This is a genomic window from Janthinobacterium sp. SUN033 (assembly GCF_030397595.1).
Classification (GTDB): Bacteria; Pseudomonadota; Gammaproteobacteria; order Burkholderiales; family Burkholderiaceae_D; genus Janthinobacterium; species Janthinobacterium kumbetense.
Window position 1 is genome coordinate 1,796,384 of record NZ_JAPQNV010000001.1, and the last position, 22,010, is coordinate 1,818,393.

Annotated in this window: 26 protein-coding genes; 18 read left to right on the forward strand and 8 right to left on the reverse strand. The window is 63.1% G+C overall.

Going from position 1 to position 22,010, the window contains the following annotated elements:
* Positions 1–53: 53 nt before the first annotated feature.
* The 7 genes from OX460_RS08235 to OX460_RS08265 form a co-directional block, all read right to left on the reverse strand.
* Positions 54–2,141, reverse strand: a complete 2,088-nt coding sequence (locus OX460_RS08235; protein WP_251349166.1) for a flagellar biosynthesis protein FlhA — start codon at positions 2,139–2,141, stop codon at positions 54–56.
* Positions 2,138–3,277 carry a flagellar type III secretion system protein FlhB gene (locus tag OX460_RS08240; protein ID WP_077403194.1) on the reverse strand — a complete coding sequence of 380 codons (1,140 nt, stop codon included), beginning with the start codon at positions 3,275–3,277 and terminating at the stop codon, positions 2,138–2,140. The genes OX460_RS08235 and OX460_RS08240 overlap by 4 nt, the downstream gene beginning before the upstream one ends.
* A 137-nt stretch (positions 3,278–3,414) precedes the next feature.
* A complete protein-coding gene (locus tag OX460_RS08245; RefSeq protein ID WP_077403190.1) occupies positions 3,415–4,212 on the reverse strand; it encodes a flagellar biosynthetic protein FliR in 798 nt (265 codons plus the stop codon).
* Between the two features lie 11 nt (positions 4,213–4,223).
* Positions 4,224–4,496 carry a flagellar biosynthetic protein FliQ gene (locus OX460_RS08250; protein WP_034757874.1) on the reverse strand — a complete coding sequence of 91 codons (273 nt, stop codon included), beginning with the start codon at positions 4,494–4,496 and terminating at the stop codon, positions 4,224–4,226.
* 3 nt (positions 4,497–4,499) lie between these two features.
* Complete coding sequence (gene fliP / locus OX460_RS08255) at positions 4,500–5,270, reverse strand: flagellar type III secretion system pore protein FliP (RefSeq protein WP_077403187.1); 771 nt, start codon at positions 5,268–5,270, stop codon at positions 4,500–4,502.
* Positions 5,267–5,632 (reverse strand): FliM/FliN family flagellar motor switch protein, encoded by a 366-nt coding sequence (locus OX460_RS08260; RefSeq protein WP_077403184.1) that lies wholly within the window; start codon positions 5,630–5,632, stop codon positions 5,267–5,269. The genes fliP and OX460_RS08260 overlap by 4 nt, the downstream gene beginning before the upstream one ends.
* Before the next feature lies 1 nt (position 5,633).
* Entirely contained in the window at positions 5,634–6,512 is an 879-nt protein-coding gene (locus tag OX460_RS08265; protein ID WP_257218649.1) for a FliM/FliN family flagellar motor switch protein, read from the reverse strand.
* Positions 6,513–7,063: 551 nt separating this feature from the next.
* Between OX460_RS08265 and OX460_RS08270 the strand changes: the two genes are divergently transcribed.
* From OX460_RS08270 to OX460_RS08350, 17 genes are all read left to right on the forward strand, one after another.
* Positions 7,064–7,402, forward strand: coding sequence for a flagellar hook-basal body complex protein FliE (locus OX460_RS08270; protein WP_034787870.1), 339 nt, complete (start codon positions 7,064–7,066; stop codon positions 7,400–7,402).
* A gap of 60 nt (positions 7,403–7,462) precedes the next feature.
* Positions 7,463–9,193: a flagellar basal-body MS-ring/collar protein FliF gene (fliF, locus tag OX460_RS08275; RefSeq protein WP_077403175.1), complete on the forward strand. Its 1,731-nt coding sequence runs from the start codon at positions 7,463–7,465 to the stop codon at positions 9,191–9,193.
* The gene (locus OX460_RS08280; protein ID WP_077403172.1) at positions 9,171–10,211 is read left to right on the forward strand and encodes a flagellar motor switch protein FliG; all 1,041 of its coding nucleotides are present in this window, start codon (positions 9,171–9,173) and stop codon (positions 10,209–10,211) included. The genes fliF and OX460_RS08280 overlap by 23 nt, the downstream gene beginning before the upstream one ends.
* On the forward strand, positions 10,208–10,897 hold the full coding sequence (gene fliH / locus OX460_RS08285; protein WP_034787861.1) for a flagellar assembly protein FliH: 690 nt from the start codon (positions 10,208–10,210) through the stop codon (positions 10,895–10,897). Before OX460_RS08280 ends, fliH begins: the two co-directional genes overlap by 4 nt.
* Positions 10,894–12,204, forward strand: a complete 1,311-nt coding sequence (fliI, locus tag OX460_RS08290) for a flagellar protein export ATPase FliI (protein WP_289898369.1) — start codon at positions 10,894–10,896, stop codon at positions 12,202–12,204. The genes fliH and fliI overlap by 4 nt, the downstream gene beginning before the upstream one ends.
* A gap of 8 nt (positions 12,205–12,212) precedes the next feature.
* Positions 12,213–12,650 carry a flagellar export protein FliJ gene (locus OX460_RS08295; protein WP_077403163.1) on the forward strand — a complete coding sequence of 146 codons (438 nt, stop codon included), beginning with the start codon at positions 12,213–12,215 and terminating at the stop codon, positions 12,648–12,650.
* Between the two features lie 89 nt (positions 12,651–12,739).
* Positions 12,740–14,149 carry a flagellar filament capping protein FliD gene (fliD, locus tag OX460_RS08300; protein ID WP_099664384.1) on the forward strand — a complete coding sequence of 470 codons (1,410 nt, stop codon included), beginning with the start codon at positions 12,740–12,742 and terminating at the stop codon, positions 14,147–14,149.
* Between the two features lie 50 nt (positions 14,150–14,199).
* On the forward strand, positions 14,200–14,589 hold the full coding sequence (gene fliS / locus OX460_RS08305; RefSeq protein WP_070219791.1) for a flagellar export chaperone FliS: 390 nt from the start codon (positions 14,200–14,202) through the stop codon (positions 14,587–14,589).
* Positions 14,590–14,620: 31 nt separating this feature from the next.
* The gene (locus tag OX460_RS08310; protein WP_289898370.1) at positions 14,621–14,899 is read left to right on the forward strand and encodes a hypothetical protein; all 279 of its coding nucleotides are present in this window, start codon (positions 14,621–14,623) and stop codon (positions 14,897–14,899) included.
* Positions 14,896–16,047 (forward strand): flagellar hook-length control protein FliK, encoded by a 1,152-nt coding sequence (locus OX460_RS08315; RefSeq protein WP_289898371.1) that lies wholly within the window; start codon positions 14,896–14,898, stop codon positions 16,045–16,047. The genes OX460_RS08310 and OX460_RS08315 overlap by 4 nt, the downstream gene beginning before the upstream one ends.
* An 11-nt stretch (positions 16,048–16,058) precedes the next feature.
* Positions 16,059–16,520: a flagellar basal body-associated FliL family protein gene (locus tag OX460_RS08320; protein ID WP_306558280.1), complete on the forward strand. Its 462-nt coding sequence runs from the start codon at positions 16,059–16,061 to the stop codon at positions 16,518–16,520.
* Between the two features lie 33 nt (positions 16,521–16,553).
* Positions 16,554–17,297: a FliA/WhiG family RNA polymerase sigma factor gene (locus OX460_RS08325; protein ID WP_077403148.1), complete on the forward strand. Its 744-nt coding sequence runs from the start codon at positions 16,554–16,556 to the stop codon at positions 17,295–17,297.
* Positions 17,298–17,353: 56 nt separating this feature from the next.
* A complete protein-coding gene (motA, locus tag OX460_RS08330; RefSeq protein WP_034757817.1) occupies positions 17,354–18,268 on the forward strand; it encodes a flagellar motor stator protein MotA in 915 nt (304 codons plus the stop codon).
* The gene (locus OX460_RS08335) at positions 18,195–19,256 is read left to right on the forward strand and encodes a flagellar motor protein MotB (protein ID WP_289898372.1); all 1,062 of its coding nucleotides are present in this window, start codon (positions 18,195–18,197) and stop codon (positions 19,254–19,256) included. Before motA ends, OX460_RS08335 begins: the two co-directional genes overlap by 74 nt.
* 16 nt (positions 19,257–19,272) lie before the next feature.
* On the forward strand, positions 19,273–19,563 hold the full coding sequence (flgM, locus tag OX460_RS08340; protein WP_034757812.1) for a flagellar biosynthesis anti-sigma factor FlgM: 291 nt from the start codon (positions 19,273–19,275) through the stop codon (positions 19,561–19,563).
* Positions 19,560–20,000, forward strand: coding sequence for a flagellar export chaperone FlgN (gene flgN / locus OX460_RS08345; protein ID WP_289898373.1), 441 nt, complete (start codon positions 19,560–19,562; stop codon positions 19,998–20,000). The genes flgM and flgN overlap by 4 nt, the downstream gene beginning before the upstream one ends.
* On the forward strand, positions 19,987–20,739 hold the full coding sequence (locus tag OX460_RS08350) for a glucosaminidase domain-containing protein (protein WP_180278555.1): 753 nt from the start codon (positions 19,987–19,989) through the stop codon (positions 20,737–20,739). The genes flgN and OX460_RS08350 overlap by 14 nt, the downstream gene beginning before the upstream one ends.
* 5 nt (positions 20,740–20,744) lie before the next feature.
* Here OX460_RS08350 and flgA read toward each other — a convergent pair whose 3' ends face one another.
* Entirely contained in the window at positions 20,745–21,392 is a 648-nt protein-coding gene (gene flgA / locus OX460_RS08355; RefSeq protein WP_289898374.1) for a flagellar basal body P-ring formation chaperone FlgA, read from the reverse strand.
* Between the two features lie 254 nt (positions 21,393–21,646).
* Here flgA and flgB point away from each other — a divergent pair, with 254 nt between their 5' ends.
* A complete protein-coding gene (flgB, locus tag OX460_RS08360; RefSeq protein WP_034758109.1) occupies positions 21,647–22,009 on the forward strand; it encodes a flagellar basal body rod protein FlgB in 363 nt (120 codons plus the stop codon).
* The last annotated feature ends 1 nt before the right edge of the window (position 22,010 follow it).

The following is a 22,010-nucleotide window of genomic DNA, read 5'->3' on the forward strand; positions in this document are numbered from 1 at the left end:
ACAGCATAAAAAAACGGCGCCCGCAGCGCCGTTTTTCTTTTCATGCCAGCGTTTTATCCCACCGTGCCGATGATGCTCACTTCGCGGTTTTCCGGGATTTCGTTGTACGACAGCACATGCAGGCCCGGCGCGAACAGGCGCGCATAGCGGGCCAGCAGCGGACGGATCTGCGGCAGCACCAGCAACAACGGCGGCGTGGCCTGCTGCTTCATCTGCTCGCGCGCCACCGGCATGTTCACTTGCAACTGCGACAGCAGGTGCGGATCGATCGGATAGTTATCCAAAGTCACCTTGCCCGCCTGGCGCGCCTGGTTCAGCGAACCGAGCAACATGTTTTCCAGTTCGCCGCCCAGGTTAAACGCCTGCATTTCCATCTTCTGGCCGAACAGGCCGCTGACGATCTGGCGCCGCAGCGCGCAGCGCACCTCGGCCGCCAGCAGGATCGGGTCCTTGGTCGTTTCCGAACTGTCGAGCAAGGTGGTGGCGATGGGTACGATATCCTTCAGTGACACATTTTCCGCCAGCAAGACGCGGAACACGCGCAGCAGCTGCGTGTGCGTGAGCGCCTTGTCCAGCGCGCCGGCGAGCTTGGGCGACAGGGCCGTCAGGCGTTCCATCATGTTCGAGACGTCTTCGTGGCGGAACAGTTCCGGCAAGTATTCGCGCACCATCTTCGACAAGTGCGTGGCGATCACGCTGGGCGCCTCGATGACCTGGTAGCCGAGACCCAGCGCATGCGCCTTCTCGCCCGGCTCGATCCACGTGACGGGCATGCCGTAGGCCGGCTCGATGCCGGGAATGCCGTCCAGCTGGCCATACACGTTCGGCGACGGGATCGCCATCAGGCGGTCGGCCTGCACTTCCGCCTGCGCCACCACGGTGCCCGACAGCACGATCGCGTATTGCGACGGCTTCAGGGCCAGGTCGTCGCGCACGCCGATATTCGGCAACAGCAAGCCCATCGCTTCGGACAGGCTCTGGCGCACGCCCTTGACGCGCTTGTTCAACGGTTCGCCTTGCGTTTTATCAACCATGCCGACCAGTTTATAGCCTAGCATCACCATCAGCGGCTGCACGGCAGGCAGTTGCTGCCACTCCAGCTCGGCCGGGCGCTCCTCGCGCAAGGCCGCCTCGATGGCCGCCATGCCGGCCGCGTCCGGCCCCTTCACGCGCTTGGTCAAACGCCAGGCCACGAAGGCCAGCACAGCGGCAAACGTCATGAACATGAACCACGGCATGCCCGGAATCAGGGCCAGCGCCACCATCATGCCGGCCGCGCTGAAGATCACCGTCGGCGACGTCAGCACCTGGCCCGCCACTTGCTGTTCGAAGTCGCCCGAATCGCTGATGCGGGTCACCAGGATAGCGGCCGCAGCCGACAGCAGCAGCGCCGGAATCTGCGCCACCAGGCCATCGCCGATGGTCAGCAGTGCGTACTGGCGGAAAGCGTCGCCGAACGACAGGTCGTGCATCAGCGAGCCGATGGCCACGCCGCCCACCATGTTGATGATCAAAATCAGGATACTGGCAACGGCATCGCCGCGCACGAACTTCGACGCACCATCCATGGCGCCGTAGAAATCCGCTTCGGCGGCCACGTCCTTGCGGCGGATCTGGGCTTTTTCCTGGTTGATCAGGCCGGCGTTCAGGTCGGCATCGATGGCCATCTGCTTGCCCGGCAAGGCATCGAGGGTAAAGCGCGCGGACACTTCGGAAATACGCTCGGCGCCCTTGGTGACGACGGCGAAGTTGATAATCATCAAGATCACGAAGACCACGATACCGACGACGAAGTTGCCGCCGATCACGACGTTACCAAACGCCTCGATCACCTTACCGGCCGCATCCGCGCCCGTGTGGCCGTGCAGCAGCACCACGCGCGTCGACGCCACGTTCAGGGTCAGCCTGAGCATGGTGGTGGCCAGGATCACCGTCGGGAAGACGGAGAAATCGAGCGGCCGCTTGGCCGACACGCTGACGAGGATGACGATCAGTGCCAGCACGATATTGAAAGTGAACAAGATATCGAGCAGCACCGGCGGCAGCGGCAGGATGATCATTGCCAGGATCACCAGCAGGAACAGCGGCGTGGCGAACTTGTGGCGGCGCATTTCGGCAACCAACCGGTTCAGGAAATTCATGAAGGTACTACCTCGCTCAAATGAGATGGCACGACCACCTCGGTGGGAAATGGGGGCTGGGCAGCGCGCTGCCCAGAACGGAATGCTTTCAGCTGCAGGATGTAGTTGAGCACCTGCGACACGGCCTGGTACAGCTGCACGGGAATCTGCTGCTGCACCTGGCTGGTGTTGTAGATGGCGCGCGCCAGCGGCGGCAACTCCAGCGTTTCAATATCGTGTTCCTTCGCCACTTGCCGGATATACAGCGCCATCTCGTCGACGCCCTTGGCAACGACAAACGGCGCCTCGGCGCGGTCCTGGTCATACTTCAACGCGACGGCGTAATGCTCGGGATTGACGATCACCACGTCGGCGTCGGGCACGGTCTTGCGCACGCTGCGCCGGCCGATCTGCTGCTGCAGCTGGCGGATGCGCTGGCGCACTTCGGGACGCCCTTCGCTGCTTTTATGTTCTTCCTTGACATCCTGCTTGCTCATGCGCTGGTTGCGGGCAAAGAAAAACGCCTGCGCCGGCACATCGATGATGGCAAACAGGACAAAGACGGAAATGAGCGCCATCAAGCCGTCGAGCATCAGCGCCGAGCCATCGAGCATGGCCTGCTGCAGGGGCCGGTGTTGCAAATCCACATACTGCGTCAGGCTGGAGCGGCTCACATGCACGAGCACCATGCCCAGCACGGCGGCCTTGGCGATGGACAGGCCGAATTCAAAAGCATGCTTGGGCGCAAACAGACGGCCCAGGTTCTTGGCCGGGCTCAGACGCTCCATCTTCGGCATCCAGTTCTTCGTGCTGATGACCCAGCCGCCAGGGATCAAGGAGCCGAGCACGACGAACAGGGGCACGCAAAACAGCGGCACGATCATCTTGATCAGCAAGCCCACCGACGTCGTAAACGCCATCGACATGGCATTTTCCAGCGCGCCCTTGCTGTCGAGCGGCATGAAAGCCATGGCGAACAGCTCGCGAAAGCTCAGCAGATAGCTTGGCAGCAGGTAAATGAAGACCTTCATGCTGATCAGGATGCCCAGCGCCGTCGACAGGTCGCGCGAACGCACCACCTGCCCTTCCTGGCGCGACTTCTTCAGCTTTTGCTGTGACGCCTTTTCTGTCTTGTCGCCCGTGCTGCTATCCGCCATGGACCACACCTTTCCGCACGCGCCCTGCAAGCGTAGCGAGCAAGTTCAATGCCGGGTTGAGTAGCGCAGCTGTACGGAGGTACAGCGAGCAACGGAAGCCCGGAAGTGGACTGCGCAGCAGCTTGTTGGCACGTGCGCTATCCATGGGCTACCCGCATCTGTTCGGCGATCATTTCCAGCACGCGATTCGTCATGGCGATGTAGTGCTCGGGGATAAAGCGCACGATCTGCCCCAGCATCAGCAGGCCGAACACGGTGATCATAGAAAAACCCAGCGAAAACAGGTTCAGCGACGGCGCCACCCGGTTCAGGAAGCCAAAGCCCAGCTGCACCACCATGGTGGAAAAGACGATGGGCAAGGCCAGCAGCATGGCGGCGGCGAAAATCCATGCCACGTTATACGCCACCGTCTGCAGCAGCAGCGGTCCGTAGCCCTGCCCCACGGGCCAGGCCGTGAAACTGGCGCCGATCACGCCCGTCAGCACGAGGTGACCGTCGATGGCGAAAAACACGATCATGCACATGATGGTGAGCATCCCCGTGATCACGTCCGACGAGGTGCCATTGAGCGGGTCGTTCATCACGGCCATGGAAAAGCCCACCTGGCTCGACACCAGGTAACCGAGCACCGACATGACGGACATGGCGAAGTGGAAGGCCAGGCCGAGGACGAAGCCGATGATGGCCTGCTCCAGGGTGGCGACGGCGGCGTGCAGGGAAAACGGATCGATCTTCAGCAAGTCCTGCGAGATGCCCGACGCCTGCATCACGGGCAGCATCAGGATCGCCAGCACCAGCGACAGCAGCACCCGCACGGGGACGGGCACCATGGCGTCGCCGATCACGGGCGAGGCGCTGAGCATGGCCAGGATGCGGCAGAACGGCCACCACACGGCCAGCAGAAACGGCAGCACCTGATTGAAAATCTGATCCATGGCGCGCGGCGCTATCCGACCAGGGTGGCGGCGCGCTGAAAAATGGACACGCAATAATCCATCAGGTAGCCGGCCATCCAGCGGCCGGCCAGGATCAGGGCCAGCAGGGTGACCAGCAGGCGCGGCAAGAAACTCATGGTCTGTTCATTGATCGAGGTGGCCGCCTGCACCAGCGCGACCAGCAAGCCCATGAGCAAACCGGGCACGACCAGGATCACCACCAGCAGCATCACGACGTGCAGCGCTTCGATGATCAGGTCGACGGCGACTTCAGGGGTAAACATGGATCAATAGCCCTGTATGCTGGTAACAAGCGTGTTGACGGTCAAGGTCCAGCCGTCGACGAGCACGAACAGCAGCAGCTTGAACGGCAGCGAAATCACCAGCGGCGAGAGCATCATCATGCCCATGGCCATCAGCACGGACGCCACCACCAGATCGATGATGAGGAACGGTATGAACAGCATGCACCCGATCTGGAACGCCGTCTTGAGTTCGGACAACACAAACGCGGCCAGCTTGACCGTGAAACTGTGGTCTTGCGGGCGCATGGACGACGGCTCGCCGGCCAGGTGCGCGATCTGCGCCAGCGCGGCCTTGCTCGTCTGCGCCAGCATGAAGCGCGAAATCGGCACTTCGGCGATCTTCAGCGCTTCCTGCATGCCGATCTGGTCGCGGTCGTAAGGCACGAACGCTTCCTTCCACACCTGGTCGCCGATGGGGCGCATGACCAGCAGGGTGAGGATCAGGGCGATGCCCGTGACGATGCGGTTGGGCAAGCCCTGCTGCAGGCCCAGGGCCTGCCGCAGCAGGGACAGCACGATGACGAAGCGGGTAAAGCTGGTCATCATCATGACCATCACGGGCAGCAGCCCGAGCAGGGTCATGACGACGAGGATCTGCATCTTCACCGACAGGTCGGTCTTCGCGCCCGGCACCACGCCGGACAGCAGGTCCTGCGCGCCAGCGGCGTTGCAGCACAGCATCAGAACGGGAACAGCCAGCGCGGCAGCCAGCGCGCCGCGGCGCCGGCTCAAGCCGGGTACCGCCAGCTTCATGCTGTCATCAGGTCGAGATTGAGGCCGTCGAGGTCGATGACTTTCAGGCCATAGTTCTCGCCGGCCACCACCACTTCGGCACGGCCGATCGGCGTGCCGTTGACCTTGATCACCAGCGGTTCGCCGGCCAGCATGTCGAGTTCGATCACGCTTTCCGGGCCGATGGCCATCAATTCTTCCAGCGAAATGCGGGCCGAACCCACTTCCAGGGTCAGGGTGACGGGAATCTTGCGCATCATCTGCGGAATGTCGCGCCGCGCGCGGCCGCTGGCCACGTCGGACACGTCGCCCTGGTCGATGATCATGTCATCGCCCAGGTCTTCCAGCAGGGTTTCGCTCTGGTTGGTATCGGTCATATTCATATTATTCGACATCTTCAAAGGAGGTTAAACAGAGCTTGCCCTTGTGTTCGGAAACAGCAGCTGTAAAGAGACGGGAGTCGTCGAGCATGACGTCGGTGCGGCTGAGGCTGACGGGAATCACGTCGCCCACGCGCAAGTCGAACAAGGCACCCAGCTGCACCTGTTTGCTGACAAGACGGCCTTCCAGGGTCACTTGCAGGCGCGACGCGAGCGGACGCACGCTGCCACGCAAGGCTTTCTTCGCCTGCGCGCGCTCTGGCAGCAAGCCGCGCAGCACGTCGGCCATCAGGCGCTTGTCCAGCGAGAACCAGAACTGGCCGCTCTGCCCCGCCTCGACGTCGCTGAGCGCCACCGTGACGATCCAGCTGCCGCGCGCCGGATGCACGCCCGACTGCGCGGCGACCTCGGCACTGGTGTCGATGTCGCTGCTTTTGCCCAGGGTTTGCAGGTTCTTGTGCACGCGGGAGAACAAACTGTTCACCAACTGTTGTCCAAGCACCACAGCGAGGCGCTCTTCCGTGGCCGTCACGCGCACCTGCGCAGGATCGGGCAGCGCGCCCTTGGCGCCGGCACTACCATAGCGATAGTTCAGCACGCTCAAGAGTATCTGCCGTTCGAGGGCAAAGCCCGTCTGGCTGGCCGGCGTGGAGAAACTCAGCCAGCGGTTCACGCTGTCCTCGTTTTCCACGCGCGACAAGGTCACGGCATCGATCTGGAAATTCCCCCAGTAGCGGCGACTCATCGGCTGGCGCAGGGCCACGGCCAGGTCGTCGCGCAGCTGGGCGCCGAATACATGCAGCAAATGGACAGGACGTCCAAGCAGACAGGAATCGAGGACTTGATGGCGCACAGTTTGATCTGTCTTGGTAAGGATTGTCATGTAGTGGTCATGTCGGTATTGCGGTGGCAGAACAAATTATACGGATCGCCCGAAATTAAATACAGCATCATCTTGACCTAGCGTACCGGTCTGCAAGCAAACGATTGCGCATCGTATCGCATGCTGGATGACTACGGTGCTGAACAATACATGAAAAAGCTAAATATTGCCATGTATCAATATTCCTTGAGGCAATCCTCTCTTTACTTTATAGTTGCCGCGAGGTAAGCTTATAGCGACAAAATATAGATTTGCAGTGCGCCATTCCGCTTACCTGATTCCGGTTTTTATGGCAGTTTCCAGTCCCGCTTATTGCCACCAGAAGAAACTTTTATCAGATAATTATTAGTTGTCATGGCCATGTGAATCACGTCGGCGCAGGTCTGCCGGGTTTGTTTGAATCTGCTTGAGCGGATGGTGTGGCAACTGATAAAACTGATGGGCCCTGTAAGCGGGCCGGGCAAGATGGCGCGGGATGTCATGCCTGCCGGAATGGCAACACCAGTAATTTCTGATTGATACGTCACCGCATATTGAAAGTAGAGGGCACGATGAGCAACGAACTCGCAGGTCTGATCAAGGCCGATCTGGCAGCACTGAGCAATGACGCGCGCGCCCTGGGCGCCAGCATCGCGCCCGCCGCCCAGTTCGGCGCGCCGGAACAATCCGGCTTCTCCTTTGCGCAAAGCATGAAAGACGCCATCGGCAAGGTCAACGGCGATGACCGCATGGCGGCGCAGAAAATGAGCGACGTCGACAGCGGCAAGAGCGACGACATGGTCGGCGCCATGCTGGCCAGCCAGGAAGCGAGCCTGTCCTTCTCCATGTTGATGCAAGTGCGCAACAAGGTCATGGGCGCCGTCGACGAACTCATCAAACTGCCTCTGTAATCTTCACGTCCTGATCCACGCCCAGCCTCCCAGCGAAAGTTACCCCAAGTGATTACCCCCATGAAGTCCGCATTTGCGCGCTGGCGCCTTGGTGCCCAGCCCGCCATCCCGCCCGCCCTGCTGAAAAACCTGGTTCCCATCGTCGTGCTGGCCATCGGCATCACCGCCATGGTGACCATGTATGCCTGGCGCGACCAGGCCAACTACAAGCCGGTGTTTGGCGCGCGCGAAAAAGTGGCCGTGACGGACATGATGGCCACGCTGGACGCCGAACACATCCCCTACCGCCTGCATCCGGACAGCGGCCAGGTGCTGGTGCCCGACGCGATGCTGGGCAAGGTGCGCATGCTGCTCGCCTCGAAGGGCGTGACGGCGCAACTGCCGGCCGGCCTGGAGCTGATGGACAAGAATGACCCGCTGGGCGTATCGCAGTTCGTGCAGGACGTGCGCTTCCGCCGCGGCCTGGAAGGCGAACTGGCGCAAAGCATCATGACGATGGACGCGATCGCTTCGGCGCGCGTCCATCTGTCGATTGCGAAATCGACATCGTTCGTCGCCAGCGACGGCGACAAATCGTCCGCCTCGATCGTCGTGGCGCTGAAACCGGGCCGCACCCTGGCGCCGGAACAGATCGCCGCCGTCATCAACATGGTGGCCGGCAGCGTCGCCAGCCTGGCGCCAACGCGCGTGAGCCTGGTCGACCAGGGCGGCAACCTGCTGTCCGCGCACGTCGACCTGACGGACGGCTTCGACGCCTCGGCCGCCGGCAATGAAGGCGCGAAACGTTTCCAGGATGAAATCCGCCGCAACGTCACGGGCTTGCTCGGCCCCGTCATCGGCGAAGACAACTTCAAGCTCAGCGTGACGGCCGCCGTGAACAACGACCGCGTGGACGAAACGCTGGAAAAATACGGCGAAGCCCCGAAAGTGACGAGCGAAGCGATGCGCGAAGAGCAGGAACGCAACCGCACCGTAGCCGGCATTCCCGGCAGCCTGTCGAACCGTCCGCCGGCGGCGGCCGTGCCGGCACCGGCCGACGCCGCCGGCGCCGCACCCGCCGATGGCGCGCCGAAACCGTCCGACGACGGCACGGCCCGCAAGAACGCCACCACGCGCCAGTACGCCTACGACCGCAGCATCACGCAGATCAAGCGCAGCCGTGGCCGCCTGGAAAAACTCAGCGTCGCCGTGGTCCTCAACAGCGCCGCCGCACCGAACCCGAAAACGGGCTGGACTCCTGCCGAACTGGGCAATATTGAAAAAATGCTCAACAGCGGCCTGGGCATCAACGCCCAGCGCGGCGACAGCCTGAGCCTGACGGCGCTGGCCTTCCCCGCCAAGCCGCCCGTGGCGCAGTGGTGGGAAGAGCGCGATACCGTCGTCGATTTCAGCAGCTGGCTGCTGTACGCACTGGGCGCCATCCTCGGCTACTTCCTGATCCTGCGTCCGCTGCTGCGCCTGCTGACCACGCGCCTGGCGCCGCCTGCACTGAAACAGCTCGACCCTGCCCTGGCGCTGGGCGGCAGCGCCGCCGCCGGCGCCAACGGCGCGGCCGTTGCCGGCGCGCCTGCCCTGGGCGTGAATGGCACACCGCTGGCGCTCGAAGGCGAAGCCGCCGGCGGCAGCATGCCGGTCGTGCCGCTGCTGGAAAACTATGACTTGCCGCCGCCTGGCTCGGCGGTCGACGTGATGGTCGACCACCTGAAAGTGCTGGCTGAAAAAGAACCCGAGCGTGTCGCCGAAGTCGTCAAACAATGGATGCAGAAAAATGGCCGAACTCAACAACAATAATCCCTCCGACGGCGCCGAATACGAAAGCGCCAGCCTGAACCCTGTGGAACAGGCTGCCATCGTGCTGCTGAGCATAGGCGAAGAGCAGGCGGCCAACGTGCTGCGCTGCCTGTCGCGCGAAGAATTGCTGGAAGTCACGCAAGTGATGTCGCGCATGAGCGGCATCAAGGTCGAGTCCGTGAAAACGGCGATGCAGACTTTCTTCGACGACTACCGCCAGCAAAGCGGCGTGCACGGCGCCTCGCGCAGCTACCTGAAGCGTTCGCTGGACATGGCGCTGGGCAGCGATATCGCAAATAGCGTGCTGAACAACATCTACGGCGATGCGATCCGCCCCAAGATGGCGCGCCTGCAGTGGGCTTCGCCAAAATGGCTGGCCGAATACATCGTCAATGAACACGTGCAGATGCAAGCCGTGTTCCTGGCCTTCCTGCCGCCCGCGCTGGCCGGCCAGATCCTCGACGCCCTGCCCGTCGAAGGCCGCGACCTGGTCTTGCTGAACCTGGCGCGCCTGGACGAGATCGACCGCGACCTGCTGGTCGAGCTCGACGAACTGGTGGGCCGCTGCCTGGGCACGCTCGACACGCAAAGCACCAGCGTGGAAGGCATCCGCCAGGCGGCCGAGATTCTCAACCGCATGCCGGGCAACCGCGCCGCGCTGGTCGAGCTGCTGCGCGCGCACGACCCGGAAGTGGTGTCGGAAATCGAACTGAGCATGTACGACTTCCTGATCCTGGCCACGCAGAGCGATGTCACGCTCACGCGCATCCTGGAAGACGTGCCGATGGAACAGTGGGCCATCGCGCTCAAGGGTGCGGAACCGTCGATCCGCGACGCCGTGCTGAAAACCATGCCGCGCCGCCAGGCGCAGAGCTTCGAAGACATGATGCGCCGTTCCGGCCCCGTGCCTTTGAGCCGTATCGAACAAACGCGCCAGGAAATCATGGCCACCGTCAAGGGCCTCGCCGATGCGGGCGAGATCGAAGTGCAACTGTTTGCCGAAGCGGTGATCGAATGAAACACTTCCGCTCGTATCGTTTCCCGCCCCTGTCGCAATTCATCGCCGCCGGTCAGCGTGCATCCAACGAGGACACGGACGGCCAGTGGCAGGCGTCCGTCTCGGAAGGCTTCGAGCAGGGCCAGCGCGACGGCTACGAAGTGGGCCTGGTGCAAGGCCAGCAGGACGGCTACGACACCGGACGCAACGACGGCATGGCGCAGGGCCGCGAAGAAGGTCGCAATGAAACCCTGGTGGCGCTGGACCGCCTGGCGCGCCCCGTCGACGCCATCCTGCGCGACCTGAAAAAAGTGCGCGCCGACTACCGCGAAGCGCAGCGCAAGGAAGTGGTCGACCTGGTGGCCAAGGTGGCGCGCCAAGTGATCCGCGCGGAACTGGCGCTGCAGCCGGTGCAATTGCTGGCCCTGGTCGACGAGACCCTGGCCTCGATGCCGCCCACGCGCGAAGAAATCGACGTCTTCCTCAATCCGGAAGAACTCAAACGCATCAGCGAACTCGATCCGAAGCGCGCCAAGCGCTGGAACCTGATCGCCGACGCGCGCCTGGACGCGGGCGAATGCCGCATCAAGGCGGGCGACAATGAAGTCGACGCGGGCTGCCATCAGCGCCTGTCGGCCTGCATGGAACAAGTCAGCAGCCACCTGGCGCTGGCCGCCGAACACGCAGACCAGGGCGCGCCTGCATGATCGCCGACACGCTGCGCAGTTTCGAGATCGGAGATATCCCGGTCGCGACACCCACCGGCCGCCTGGTCGGCGCGTCCGGCCTGCTGCTGGAAAGCGCCGGCTGCCGCCTGCACACGGGCCAGCGTTGTCAAATTGAAACTGTGAGCGGCGAGTGGCTCGATGCGCAAGTCGTCGGTTTTCGCGAAAAACTGTCCTACCTGATGCCGTTCAAGAAGGCCACGGGCCTGACCACCGGCGCCAGGGTTCTGCCCTTGCCCGACAAGGCCAGCCTGCAGATCGGCCCGTCGTGGCTGGGCCGCATGGTGAATGGCCTGGGCGAGCCGATCGACGACCTGGGCCGCCTCGGTGGCGAACACATCCTGGAAGTCACGCCGCCGAAGATCAATCCCCTGAAGAAACAACCGGTGGTCGAACCGCTGGACGTGGGCGTGCGCGCCATCAACAGCATGCTGACCCTGGGCAAGGGCCAGCGCGTGGGCCTGATGGCCGGTTCCGGCGTCGGCAAGAGCGTGCTGCTGGGCCTGATCACGCGCCAGACGGTGGCCGATGTCGTCGTCGTCGGCCTGATCGGCGAACGGGGCCGCGAAGTGCGCGAATTCGTCGAAAAGTCGCTCGGCGCCGAAGGCTTGAAAAAAGCCGTGCTGGTGATCGCCCCGGCCGATGAATCGCCGTTGATGCGCATCATGGCCACCGAACTGTGCCATTCGATCGCCGCCCATTACCGCGACCAGGGCAAGCACGTGCTGCTGCTGGTCGACTCGCTGACGCGCTATGCCATGGCCTTGCGCGAAGTGGCGCTGGCCCTGGGCGAGCCGCCGGCCACGCGCGGCTACCCGCCGTCCGTGTTTTCGAACTTGCCGCAACTGGTGGAAAGCGCCGGCAACGGCGCCCACCCGGACGGCAGCATGAGCGCCATCTACACGGTGCTGGCCGAAGGCGACGACCAGCAGGACCCCGTGGTCGACACGGCGCGCGCGATTCTCGACGGCCATATCGTGCTCACGCGCGAACTGGCCGAGCGGGGCCACTACCCCGCCATCGACATCGCCGCCTCGATCAGCCGCTGCATGGCGCAGGTGATCACGCCCACCCACATGCAGGCGGCGCGCGCGCTGAAAGCGTCGATGGCGCGCCATGCGCGCGTGCGCGACCTGATCCCGCTGGGCGCCTACGTGCCCGGCGCGGACCCGATCACCGACCGCGCCGTCCAGCTGCACGCGCCCATCGAAGCCTTCCTGTGCCAGGGCACCAAGGAAGAGGCGCCGATGGGACCGTGCATCGAACAACTTGAACAGATCATGGCCTAGGAGCATACGTGAGCGACGCGCATACCATCCGCAACCTGACCACCCTGGTCGGCCTGCGCAGCACCGAAGTGGAACGCCTGCAAGGCGAAATGGCGGCGCAGACGGCCGTGCGCGAGCGCTACCAGAAAAACCTGGAACGCCTGACGGGTCTGTACACGGATAGCGGCCCCAGCGGCGCCTTGCCCCTGGCCCTGTCCGTCAACTGCGGCAACTTCAAGCAAGCCGTCATGCAGATGGCCGACCAGCACCGTACCGACCTGCATTTGCACGAAGCCAACATGGCCGTTTCGCAACGCGCGCTCAATACGGCCTGGGCCAAGCGCGAAGTGCTGGACCAGGTCCTCACGCAGAAACAAAAGTATGTTGCAAATGAGCAACAACGCGTCGATGCCAAGCGGCAAGACGAGCTGGCGACGCAATTCTGGTTCCGCGGGCAGGTAAAATGAGGTTTGTGTAAGTTTCTTTCAGGAAAACTTCACAAAACGGGAATGGGGGTCGCCTTGTACCGGTATATCCCTTTATTCAGGAGTCTGGCATGGCAAGCGTAATTACTGCACCGCAATACGATCCGATCCCAACGGCCGAAAAACTGGCTACCAAGGCTATCGCCGCGCAAAAGGCCGCCCTTCAGGCGCAGAACACGCTGGCCAGCAACACCAGCACGGCGCTGGGCAACCTGAAGTCGGCCATCTCCGCCTTCCAGAGCGCCATGTCGTCCATGACCAGCAGCAAATCGGTGCTGAGCCAGTCCGCCACCTTCCCCGCCGCCGGTTACGGCACGGCCACGGCCGGCATCAATGCGACGCCGGGCACCTATTCCTTTTTTGTTGAAAAACTGGCCACGGCCAGCCAGATGTCGTATGGCGGCTTGAGCAACGTCAATACCGCCGATGGCACGGGTACGCTGAAAGTGAAAATCGGCGATGGCGTGGGCGACAACACGCTCAACATCGACCTGGCCGCCGCCGACAAGGATGGCAACGGCACACTGACACCGCAGGAAATCGCTGCCGCCATCAACGGCAACAGCAAGAACAATTCGCGCGTCACCGCCTCCATCGTGACCATCAATAACCAGGCGCAACTGGTACTGACGTCGAATGCGACGGGCATTGCCAACGCCGCCACGCTCGACGCCAGCGCTGTCGACAATATCGCGCTGAAAGGCGCGCTGATCGCTCCGGCCAACATCAAGGAAGTCGTCAAGGCTGACGACGCCATCGTCTGGCTGGGCGGCAAACCCGGCGGCACGGCCATCACGCAGGCATCGAATACATTCACCAACGTGCAGGATGTGAAAATCACGTTCACCCGCGCCATGAGTGCCGCCGAAGCGCCCGTCACGCTGACCGTCGCCACCGACAACTCCGGCACCGCCGCCAACGTGCAAGCGTTCGTCGATGCCTACAACAAGCTGAAAACCCTGATGGATGGCCTGGCCAGCCCCGGCAATCCGGAAAAGAACATCGCCGCGGGCATCTTCGCCCATGATTCCGGTCTGAATGCCTTGCGCAGCAGCATGGGCGACGCCCTGCGCCTGAACATCAATGGCGTCTCGCTCGTGTCCTACGGCATTACGGCCCAGCGCGACGGCACCATCAGCCTCAACGCCGCCAAGCTGACGGCCAAGCTGGCCGACAACCCGACGGGCCTGGACAAGCTTTTTGGCAACAACAGCCTGTCCGCCCCGGCCGGCGTGCTCGGCAGCCTGGACAAGGTACTGGGCCAGTGGAGCAATGTCACCAAGGGCCAGATCACCCAGCGCCAGGCCGCCACGGACAAGCTGCAGAAAAGCCTGGTCAAGAGCGGCGAGCGCCTCACGGCCCAATATGACACGGCATACAAACGCTTCCTCGATCAATTTACGCGTCTGCAAGTATTGCAGGAGCAAATGAGCAAGACGTCCGATATGTTCGATGCCATGTTTAGCAACAATAAATCCTAAGGCGGATGCGCCTGCCGCGCCGCCACAGTTAACATAGCGAGAATACAATCATGTTAAACAATGAAGCTTACGGCAACTACCACGCCGTCAACCTGGATGCCCAGACCGCCCGCGCCACACCGGTCGAACTGGTACTGGTGCTGACGGACGGCCTGCTGGAAGAACTGGCGCGCGCGCGCGGGCATATCGTGGGCAAGCGCTACGAACAAAAGGCCATCAGCCTGGATAAATGCACGCAGATCATCAACGGTCTGTCGAGCTCGCTCGATTTCGACAATGGCGGCGAAGTGGTCGTCAACCTGGCGCGCCTGTACGACTATTGCGTGGCGCGCCTGTACACGGCCGGCATCAAGCTCGACCCGACCCTGATCGACGAAGTGACGACCTTGATGACCACCATCAAGCGCGGCTGGGTGGGCGTCCAGGCCAACAATGCCTAGGCGCGCCGCGCTGCAGCAGCTGAGCCGGCAATTGAGCGCGGCCATCGCGCAGTCGGACTGGGAGGCGATGGAAAAACTCTCGGCCAGCCTGGCGAAAAACATCCCGCTGCTGGCTGAACGGGGCGCATGGAATGCGCTGGAACAAACAGAATTGTTGCAATTGCGCAAAATTCACGCGCAAGCGGTTAAAATTTGCTCTGAGGAAAAAGAACGCCTGGGGTTACACCTGGGTGCATTACAGGCAAATAAGGAAGGTTGGGTCGCCTACGCCGCGCTCGGCGAATACGACTCGGACGGGAATCAAGCATGATCATGAACTTCAACACGGCGCCGGCCGCTCCGGCACCGGCGGCCTCCGCTGCATCCGCACCGGCGCCAGCGCCGGCACAGACCGCTGCCTTGCCCGGCACGCCAGGCTATGGCAGCAGCGGGACGGCGCCCTCCGCCCTGCCCCTGTTTGCGCAGGTGCTCGATGTGACCGCCGTGGAAACGGCCGACGCCGGCACGCCCGCGCCTGCACCCGCCAAGGACGGTGACAGCGACACCCAGGCCGACAGCAGCCTGCCGGCCATGGCCGCCCCCGTCATCGGCTTGCCGGTGACGATGCTGCCGCCAACGGACGCGGCCGCAGCCGAGGCGCGCGCCGCAGCCCAGACACAAACACAGACACCGGTGCAGGCGAATGCGGCGCAAGCCAACCCTGCACTCAACATCAGCCTGCATCCCGCGGCCGTCACCCTCACCGCGTCCGCGCCGGCAATGGCGCCAGCGCCAGGGCGCGACACGCGCGAACCGCTGGCCGCCGCCAACCCGGCGACCGCCGCCAAGGGCAGCGCGCCGGCACAGCCATTCGAAGCGCTGCTGCAACAGGGCGCTCCCGTGACGGCCGCCGCCGCCCCTGCCGCGCGCGAGGGCGAACGCGGCGCCGCGACGCCGGCACCCGCCACGCCCAACCTGGGTTTGACGGGCGCGGTCGGCAATACGGCCCCGGCGGCTCCGTCCGGCGATACCATCAAGCTCAACGGCCCTGCCCAGCAATGGCAGGAACCGCTGCGCGAAGCGCTGGGCGAACGCCTGCAGACGCAGATCGGCCGCAACAGCGAACACGCGACAATCCGCCTCGACCCGCCCATGCTGGGCCGCATTGAAATTTCCATCCGCCACACGGCTGGCGCGCTGCAGGTGAACGTCACGGCGTCGAACTCGGAAGTGTTGCGCCAGCTGCAAGGCATCGGCGAAAACATGCGCAGCGACCTGGCGCAGCGCCAGTACACCGAGGTGGCCGTGAATATCAGCGCCACCCCGCGCAGCCCCGCCGCCCAGGCGTTTGCCGAAGGCGATGCGCGCGGCCAGCGTCAACCGGGCCGCCAGAACGACGACGCGGAACCGGGGCGCGCCCTGTCCGACGGCAGCCCTGCCGGTACCACTTACGCCATGCATGAGCGAGAGACTGCCTGATGAATATGAAAATGAAACTGATAGGCGGCTTTGTCGCCGTGGCCGTGCTGGCCGCCGGCGCCGCTGGCGGCGCCATGTGGTACCTGGCCAAGCCGGTTGCCGGCCATGCCGAGGTGGCCGAAGCCAAGACCCCGCCGCCGGCCACAGGCAAGAAGGCGCGCAAGTTCCTCACGCTGGACAAGGTCATCGTGATGCTGCGGCGCGGCCCCGGCGAAGGCGAAACGCATTACCTGTCGGCCGACCTGGTGATCGCCACCACCGAAGAAAAGGAAAAGCTGACCAAGGACCACTTGCCGCTGATGCGTTCGATCGCCGTCAGCACCCTGTCGAGTTTCCCGATGGACAAGGCACAGACGATGACGGTGGAGCAATTTGCCGAACAGATCAACAAGGCCTTCAATGTCAGCTATGAACGCGAACAGATGGAAAAACCGTTCACCGAAGTCATGGTCGGCAAGCTGATCATTGAATAAGCCAACACGCCAGCCGACCTAGTGGGAGATCCCTTGGCCTATGTAGAGCAATACCAGGAAGCGTATGGCGCCGGCGAATATGCCGCCGCCAGCGCTTGCGCGGCAGTGCTCAGTGTTGCCGAAGAACAACAACATCTGGTGGCGTACTCCCCTTTGGTGAAACGCATCGTGCGCCAGCTCAATTCGCAGGTGTCGGGCGCCATCGACCGCGACGACATGGAACAGATCGGCCTGATGGGCTTGCTCGAAGCCTTGCGCCGCTACGGCGTGCCGGACCAATCGTTCGGCAGCTATGCCAGCCTGCGCATCCGCGGCGCCATCCTCGATGAATTGCGGCGCCAGGATTGGCGTCCGCGCGCCGTGCGCCAGGAAAGCCACCGCCTGCGCGACAGCGTGCGCGCCCTGACCCGGCGCCTGGGGCGCGAGCCGCTGGAAGCGGAAATCATGGCGGCCCTGAAGCTGACGCCGGAAGCCTTCCAGGAGTACCAGCTGGCGGAAAACGCCGAGCTGATCGCCAGTTTTGATGAAGTGCTGCAGGAAAGCCTGGGACAAGCCGACAGCGCACCGAGCCCGGAAGAGCAATTGATGGTGCGGCGCAGCCTGGAACAGGCGCTGCGCACGCTGGACGAACGGGAACAGCGCGTAATCCAGATGTATTACGAATTCGAACTGAGCTATAAAGAAATTGCCGCCGTGCTAGACCTGAGCGACGCCCGCGTCTGCCAGTTGAACAAGACGGCGCTGGGCAAGATGAAAACCATGCTGCAAGACGCATAAGTTTCAGCACTATCCATCAAATTGACGCAGCACAATGACGCAGAAAGGCAGTTGACATGGTAATTATCGGTATCTTAATCGTGATGGGGTGTGTATTCGGAGGCTTCGCCCTGATGGGCGGCACCGTCCACGCGATCTGGCAACCGGTCGAGTTGATCATCATCATCGGCGCCGCCGTCGGCGCCCTGGTGCTGGGCAACCCCAAGCATGTACTCGGTGAAATGCTGCACCAGATGCGCAAGATCGTCACGCACAAGAAGCAAGGCTCGGAATTCCAGCGCCAGTTGTTGCTGCTGATGTATGAACTGCTGCAAACGGCCGCCGGCGGCCTGAAGGCGCTCGACGCCCACGTCGAGGCGCCGCGCGAAAGCGCCCTGTTCCAGCGCTATCCGCTGGTGCTGGAAGAGCCGAAGCTGCTGGCCTTCATCGTCGACAACTTCCGTTTGATGGCGATGGGCAAGATCAACGCGCATGAGCTGGAAGGCGTGCTGGAGCAGGAACTGGAAGCCATCCACGACGAATTGCTGCAACCGTCGAAATCCTTGCACAAGATTGCCGAAGCCATGCCCGGCTTCGGTATCCTGGCCGCCGTTCTGGGTATCGTGATGGCCATGAATTCCGTGGCCGACGGCGCCGATGCGGCGGAAATCTCGGAAAAAGTGGGCGCCGCCATGGTCGGTACCTTCATCGGCATCTTCTTCTGCTACGGCGTGCTCGATCCGATGTGCAACATGATGAAACAGCTGGTGGGCGAGGAAGGCTCGACCATGGAATGCGTGAAGGTCGTGCTGGTCACGCACGTGGCGGGCAAACCGCCCCTGCTGGCCATCGATGCGGGCCGCCGCCTGGTGCAGCTGAACATCAAGCCTAGCTTCGCCCAGCTGGAAAGCTGGATCAATGCGCTGGAAGATGGCGGCGCCGAACAAGAGCAAGGCCAAGGCCGGGGAGGCCGCCGTGCTAAAGCCGCATGAGAAACATGAACAGGCCATCATCAAGCGTGCCGGCCGCAAGCACGACGACGATGGCCATGGCGGCGCCTGGAAAGTAGCGTTCGCCGACTTTTGCCTGGCCCTGCTGTCGCTGTTCCTCGTGCTGTGGCTGATGGCCGCGCGCGAGCAGCAGGCGATGAAGGAAATCATGATGGATGCGTCGGCAGGCAGCCGCCAGGGCGAAGGCCAGGGCGTCATGCCGGAACAGAAAGGCGGCCCGCGCGGCAGCCTGATCGAGCGCTTCCCCATGCCCCGCAAAGGCACGGGCGACACGCGCACGGAAGGCAAGCAGATGCAGGACGGCAAGGCCGGCACCGCGCCGCCCAACCAGACCAAGGTCAGCTACCAATCGCCGGAAGACCTGCTGAGCCTGTCGCGCGCGCTCGATAAGCTCAGCGATGAAGCGGGATTGAAGAGCAATTTGCAATCCGTGATCACGCCGTACGGCTTGCGCGTCATGCTGCACGACACGGACAAGCAAGGCATGTTCGTGCGCGGCAGCGCCGTGCCGACCGACCGTTTCCGCAAGTTGCTGCGCCAGATGGGCCCCGTGTTTGCGCAAATGGATAACCAGATGCTGATCGTCGGCCACACCGACTCGATGCAATACGCCAATACCGGCTATGAAGGCTTTTCGAACTGGACCCTGTCGGCCAACCGCGCCATGTCGGCGCGCGCGCAATTGTTGATCGGCAGCATGAGTCCGGACAGCGTGCTGCAAGTGGTCGGCATGGCCGACCGCGCGCCGCTGGACGTAAAAAACGCCAGCGCCGGCATCAACCGCCGCATCGAACTGTTAATATTGACGCGTGGCCAGGCTGACAGCATCGCCGCCATGTTCGGCATGGCCGGACAAAAGCCGCAGGGCGAAGAATTGCAAGTGGGCGAACCGGACTCGGGCACCTTGCAGCGCCTGCGCGAGAAACTGGGCTTGCCCGCAAAGAAGGAGCGGGATGAGCATGCAAATTAAGGGCAAGGGACAACGTATGAAAATCTCCTCCGGCAATACCGGCGCTGCCGTACGCAGCAGCGCCGTCGCGCCGGCCGAGGCGATCGCCGAGAACGCGGGCGCCGCCGGCGCCATGGGCGGCTCGTCGGCCGGGGCGGAACTGCAATCGGCCGTGCTGCAACCGGCCATGGCCGCCCTGCGCGCCATGCCGGAAATCGACCATGAGCGCGTGGCCATGCTGCGCGATGCGCTGGCCAAGGGCGAATTGCCGTTCGATCCGTCGAAACTGGCAGGCTTGATCCAGCGTTTCCACGGCGGCGAATCGTGACCGCACCGCGCAAGGGCATCACGCGCCAGGAAGCCATGCGCCGCGTGCTGCAAGGCATGAAAGACGACAGCATCGGCTATGCCGCCCTGCAAACCGTGTTGGAAGAGCAATTCCAGGCGACCTTGCACCATCAGAGCGCGCAATTGACGGCACTGGCCGACCAGGTCATCGCCGCCGTCGAGCCCCTCGATGCGCGCCGCCGCCAGCGGGTCAGCCTCGTCACGGCCCTGCTGGGCCCGCAAGGCGATATGCCGCAATTGTTTGCGTTATTGCAAGATGACGCGCGCGTCACCGCCGAGCGCGACTGGGCTGCGCTCGAGCAGATGGTGCTCGAATGCAAGCGCCTGAATGCCCGCAACAGCGATTTATTAACAGAGCAGTACAGCATCATGCAGCGCGTGCTGCATGGCGAGGAAGATACGTATGCGCCAGGCTGATTTTTCACAGATGGGCGCCATGGCCGCCACGCCGTCGACGATGGCGACGAATGCCGTGCAAAGCAATATGCACGCAACCCCTGCCACGGCAGGCGCCGGCAGTTTCAGCAGCGTGTTCCGGCAAGTACAGGGCGAAGTGGCCCGCTTCATCGAACAGGGCGGCGGCAACGCCACCAGCCTGAACCCGCAAGGCCGCGCCTACCTGGAACAGAGCCAGCCCGTCAATGTGCTGGGCAGCATCAACCAGGGCGGCGAGATCGGCGAAACGCAGCAGCAATTCCTCGCCTCGATCAAGCCATGGACGCAGGAAACGGGCGCGCGCCTGGGCGTGGCGCCGGAAATCGTCGCCGCCCACGCGGCGCTGGAATCGGGCTGGGGCCAGCGTCCGCTGCGCCAGGGCACGGGCGCGGACACGAATAATCTGTTCGGCATCAAGGCCGGCGGCAAATGGCAAGGCGACGTGGCCAGCAATGTCACCACCGAATACGAGGCGGGCAGCGGCACGGCCCTGAAGAAAACGGAACGTTTCCGCAGTTATCCGGACCAGGCCAGCGCCTTCCGCGACTATGCGCAAGTATTGCTCGACAATCCACGCTACCGCGCCGCCCTGAACACGGGTAGCGACGCGGGCGCTTTCGCGCAAGGCCTGGCGCGCGGCGGCTATGCCACCGACCCCAACTACGCCGCCAAGCTGACCCAGCTGGCGACGCGTCTGCAGCGCACGGCCGCCGCCGAGTAGTTTCCTTAACGGCCGGGAAGTTCGGCCGGTTCCACCACGCCCGCATCGACCACCCTGGCACGTATCACCGTGCCGCTGGTGGCGTTGCGCACGCGAATCACCTCGCCCAGCGCGCCCGGATCCAGCGCTTCGCCGGACATGCTCACTTCCACCTGCTCCTTGCGCGCCACGATATTCACCGCACTGCCCCGCTTGATCAACACGGGCGACGCCAGTTGCCCTTGCCGCAGCACTTCGCCGGCACGCAAGCTGCGCCGGCTCGACAGGCCAACGGCGCCGGGCAAGGAGGAAATACTGTCCGGCACCATCGTCACATCGCGCCGCGCCAGGGTCACGTCGCCCGCCTGCAACGGCGTATTCGCCGTCACGGGGGCGCTCGTCACCGCGACCTGGGCCGTAATGCTGCCGCGCGCCAGCATTTCATAGCGCCAACCGTTGCTTCCAGGACACACTGCCACGAAGCGCATGCGCTGCGCCGAACGGCTGTCCGCCGTTTCCAGCGCGACGGGCGCCGCGCACGCCGGCACGGGGCGCGTGCTTTTGACCACGGCCACTTGAAACTGCGGTTCCAGCAGTCCCGCCGAGGCTGCTTGCTGCACCAATTGCTCGCGCGCCAATTGTTCCACACGCGAAAATATATTGTCGGCTGGCAATTCTGCGCATCCTGCACTACTATATAGGCTGGTCAGTAAAAAGAGGCCCGGAAGCAGTATGTGACGACATTGCGCCTTGTTCCACATCACGGAATAGTTCTCAAAGTAAATCATTGCTAACCTTAATCAAAGATACTGAAGCGGCATGACCTTACCATGCGTCAACATGACCAGGCTGGGATTTTACCTCTGCACCACCTATTTTCTGGCCCGAACCGCAAAAAGCACGATCGAATTCAACACAAAGGATGACCATGGGGATTAATTTCAAGGATGCGCTGGGCGTGCACGCCGATGCACTCGCGCTGCGTGCCGACCGTACACGCGTACTGGCCGCCAACATCGCCAATGAAAACACGCCCGGCTTCCAGGCCATGGACATGGATTTCGGCAGCGCCCTGCAGCAGTTGCAGGACAACGAGGCGGGCCTGCTGTCGACCGATGACGATGCCAGCGCCCTGTACCGCGTCCCCTACCACCCTAGCCGCGACGGCAACACCGTCGAAATCGGCGTCGAGCAGGCGGCGTTCTCGCAGAATGCCACCGACTTCCAGACCAGCCTCACTTTCGTCAACATGAAACTGAAGGGTCTGTCCAAGGCCATTTCCGGACAATAAG

Excerpts from the sequence above, each read along its gene's own strand:
- fliH (WP_034787861.1), top strand. The coding sequence starts at position 10,208 with ATGAAACACTTCCGCTCGTATCGTTTCCCGCCCCTGTCGCAATTCATC.
- OX460_RS08335 (WP_289898372.1), top strand. The coding sequence starts at position 18,195 with ATGCGCTGGAAGATGGCGGCGCCGAACAAGAGCAAGGCCAAGGCCGGG.
- OX460_RS08270 (WP_034787870.1), top strand. The coding sequence starts at position 7,064 with ATGAGCAACGAACTCGCAGGTCTGATCAAGGCCGATCTGGCAGCACTG.
- OX460_RS08320 (WP_306558280.1), top strand. The coding sequence starts at position 16,059 with ATGAAACTGATAGGCGGCTTTGTCGCCGTGGCCGTGCTGGCCGCCGGC.
- OX460_RS08350 (WP_180278555.1), top strand. The coding sequence starts at position 19,987 with ATGCGCCAGGCTGATTTTTCACAGATGGGCGCCATGGCCGCCACGCCG.
- OX460_RS08235 (WP_251349166.1), bottom strand. The coding sequence starts at position 2,141 with ATGAATTTCCTGAACCGGTTGGTTGCCGAAATGCGCCGCCACAAGTTC.
- OX460_RS08315 (WP_289898371.1), top strand. The coding sequence starts at position 14,896 with ATGATCATGAACTTCAACACGGCGCCGGCCGCTCCGGCACCGGCGGCC.
- OX460_RS08265 (WP_257218649.1), bottom strand. The coding sequence starts at position 6,512 with ATGACAATCCTTACCAAGACAGATCAAACTGTGCGCCATCAAGTCCTC.
- OX460_RS08245 (WP_077403190.1), bottom strand. The coding sequence starts at position 4,212 with ATGGATCAGATTTTCAATCAGGTGCTGCCGTTTCTGCTGGCCGTGTGG.
- fliD (WP_099664384.1), top strand. The coding sequence starts at position 12,740 with ATGGCAAGCGTAATTACTGCACCGCAATACGATCCGATCCCAACGGCC.
- flgM (WP_034757812.1), top strand. The coding sequence starts at position 19,273 with ATGAAAATCTCCTCCGGCAATACCGGCGCTGCCGTACGCAGCAGCGCC.
- OX460_RS08260 (WP_077403184.1), bottom strand. The coding sequence starts at position 5,632 with ATGAATATGACCGATACCAACCAGAGCGAAACCCTGCTGGAAGACCTG.
- OX460_RS08250 (WP_034757874.1), bottom strand. The coding sequence starts at position 4,496 with ATGTTTACCCCTGAAGTCGCCGTCGACCTGATCATCGAAGCGCTGCAC.
- fliS (WP_070219791.1), top strand. The coding sequence starts at position 14,200 with ATGTTAAACAATGAAGCTTACGGCAACTACCACGCCGTCAACCTGGAT.
- OX460_RS08240 (WP_077403194.1), bottom strand. The coding sequence starts at position 3,277 with ATGGCGGATAGCAGCACGGGCGACAAGACAGAAAAGGCGTCACAGCAA.
- motA (WP_034757817.1), top strand. The coding sequence starts at position 17,354 with ATGGTAATTATCGGTATCTTAATCGTGATGGGGTGTGTATTCGGAGGC.
- fliF (WP_077403175.1), top strand. The coding sequence starts at position 7,463 with ATGAAGTCCGCATTTGCGCGCTGGCGCCTTGGTGCCCAGCCCGCCATC.
- OX460_RS08280 (WP_077403172.1), top strand. The coding sequence starts at position 9,171 with ATGGCCGAACTCAACAACAATAATCCCTCCGACGGCGCCGAATACGAA.
- fliP (WP_077403187.1), bottom strand. The coding sequence starts at position 5,270 with ATGAAGCTGGCGGTACCCGGCTTGAGCCGGCGCCGCGGCGCGCTGGCT.
- flgB (WP_034758109.1), top strand. The coding sequence starts at position 21,647 with ATGGGGATTAATTTCAAGGATGCGCTGGGCGTGCACGCCGATGCACTC.
- fliI (WP_289898369.1), top strand. The coding sequence starts at position 10,894 with ATGATCGCCGACACGCTGCGCAGTTTCGAGATCGGAGATATCCCGGTC.